The following is a 2,364-nucleotide window of genomic DNA, read 5'->3' as shown; positions in this document are numbered from 1 at the left end:
GCTCGGAGGCCGGTGACGGAGCAGAAGCAGGATGAGCGGGAGAAGCAGAAGAAGTTAAAGCCCCGGAAGAAGCTGAAGCCGGACCTGAAGTCGTAGCCAGAATGAGCTCATCGAGGCCCAATTCCAGCGCACCGAGCTGATCGTGTAAGTTCATGCGTGATTTGCCTTCCTAGCCTTGCTGCAAACGTGAGATTTTAACTGCTGCGTCCCGCGCATCGGTTGCACACGTTGTAACAAAATGCATGTCGAACGTTCAAAACAATGCGACAAATGCCGCACTATCGCGTGAGGAAGCCATTCGCGCGAAACCAGTCGAGCGCGTCGCTTAAGCCCTCGCCGTAGGGTCGCGCCTTGTACCCCAGTTCGTGTTCCGCTTTCGCAGACGTGAAGTACATCTTGTTCTTCGACATTCTCAAGCCATCGACGGTCACGAAGGGTTCTTTGCCGCTGAACTTGGCGTAGAGCTCCGCGCCGAACGCGAGCGGATAGAGCGGGCCGCGTGGCAGCTTGATGGTGGGCGGCTTGCGTCCCACCAGCCCGGCGATATCGGCAAGCATTTGTTGCAGCGGAAGATTTTCGCCGCCGAGAATGTAGCGCTCGCCGATCACGCCGCGCTCAAGCGCCAGGAAATGACCCAGTGCGACGTCGTCGACATGGACGAGGTTCAGGCCCGTATCGACGAAAGCCGGGATCTTGCCGGTCGCCGCTTCCACGATGATCCGCCCGGTCGGCGTCGGGCGGACATCGCGCGGACCGATCGGCGTGGACGGATTGACGATCACGGCGGGCAGCTTGTCCTGCGCCACCATGCGCTCGACCGCTCGTTCGGCCAGCACCTTGCTGCGCTTGTATGCGCCGATTGTCTGCTCGGGCTTCGCGGGCCGCGTTTCATCGACGATTTCACCTGACGCAGTCACCTTCAGCGTCGCGACGCTGCTCGTATAGACGATCCGCTCGACGCCTTCGGCGAGCGCTGCACGCATGGTTGCTTGCGTGCCTTCGAGGTTCGCGCGCTCGATTTCGCTCGGATCGCGCGCCCAGATCCGGTAATCGGCGGCGACGTGGAACAGGTAACGCACGCCCTTCATCGCAGCGCGCATCGATACTTCGTCGCGCATGTCGCCGATTACGACTTCCGCGTCGAGCGCCTCGATGTTCTGCCGGGAACTGGTCTTGCGTACCACTACGCGGACGTCGAAACCGCGTTCGCGCGCAATTCGCGCCACCGCCGATCCGACAAACCCGGATGCGCCCGTTACCAGCACGCGCCCGCTCAATGGATCAGTCATTTTTCCCCTCTGTTCATGTCGATAAAAGGTAACAGTTGCGTATCTGCCGAAGCCTGTCAAATAGCCGCCAACCCCGATATGGAAAGGGCCTGCGGGTCGTGTCACGGTCAAATCTAAAATGATCGACGACCGCCGAAATCTTTCCGGATGGCTTTATTTCGCGCTTCCCGTGCTGCTTGTCGTCGTGTTCGCTGTCGACTGGCTGACGTCGTTTCGCGTCGCGACCTGGGTGTTCTACGTGTTGCCGGTCGCGCTGGCCATGTGGCTCGATCGGCCGAACGCGCCGTTCTACTGCGGGCATCGCTTCGGCGCTCACGCTCGTCGGCTATTTGCTCGCGAACCCGGACACCGCCGCCGGTCCGAGCGTGTTGCAGATCGACCGGGTCATCGGCGTGCTGGTCATGTTCGTGCTGGCCGGCGTGGGGCATCTCTATATCAAAACGCGGCTGAACCTGCAACGCACGTATCGCGCGCGGATGGCCGAGTTGCTGGAAAAAGCCGAGCGGCAAAGCGAGGAATTACAGGTTCAGCAGGGAGCTTTGCGGAACTGGCTGCTGAATCGGCTTCAATACTGAACCACGCGAAGCACGCGCCTGCGCACGGGAGTGTGCTGAGCACGCTGCGAGTGGCGCGTCAACGCGACGACGTAATCGAGGGCCGCACGATCCTTCTTGCCGACGACGTACGCACCATCTTTGCCTTGTCGCATGTGATTGAACCGCTTGGAGCCGGGTTGGAAATCGCGCGTAATGGTCGCGAGGCGCTGGAAGTGCTTGCGGGTGATTCGCCCATCGATCTGGTGTTGATGGACATGATGATGCTGGAGATGGACGGCTTCGCCGCGATGAGCGAGATCCGCAAGCGGCCTGAGCATGCGCGGCTGCCGATCATCGCGCTGATGGGCAAAGGAATGTTGAGCGATCGCCAGAGGTGCCTGGACGCGGGCGCGGCCGACACTATTTCGAAGCCGATCGATGTCGGCGATCTGGTCTCGCTATGTTGCGAATGGGTGCGAAAGAGATAGGCGTGTTGGTATGGGGCGGTTGGGGCGAAGCGTGTGCGCGCCGTGTGCGAG

At 61.0% G+C, this 2,364-nt stretch carries 2 protein-coding genes and 1 pseudogene; 2 read left to right on the top strand and 1 reads right to left on the bottom strand.

The window, feature by feature from the left end; all coding sequences use genetic code 11:
- Positions 1–278: 278 nt before the first annotated feature.
- Complete coding sequence (hpnA, locus tag WCA53_RS00560; protein WP_423904154.1) at positions 279–1,289, bottom strand: hopanoid-associated sugar epimerase; 1,011 nt, start codon at positions 1,287–1,289, stop codon at positions 279–281.
- A gap of 329 nt (positions 1,290–1,618) precedes the next feature.
- On the opposite strand from hpnA, the gene WCA53_RS00555 reads away from it, so the two are divergent.
- Together WCA53_RS00555 and WCA53_RS00550 are read left to right on the top strand one after the other, a co-directional pair.
- A complete protein-coding gene (locus WCA53_RS00555) occupies positions 1,619–1,864 on the top strand; it encodes a hypothetical protein (protein ID WP_423904150.1) in 246 nt (81 codons plus the stop codon).
- 44 nt (positions 1,865–1,908) lie between these two features.
- Positions 1,909–2,313, top strand: a pseudogene (locus WCA53_RS00550) (response regulator); the annotation flags it as partial.
- Positions 2,314–2,364: the final 51 nt, after the last annotated feature.

The organism is Caballeronia sp. (genome assembly GCF_049581465.1).
Taxonomy (GTDB): domain Bacteria; phylum Pseudomonadota; class Gammaproteobacteria; order Burkholderiales; family Burkholderiaceae; genus Caballeronia.
Note: the sequence above shows the minus strand (reverse complement) of the source record. Positions and strands in the feature narration are given on the sequence as shown.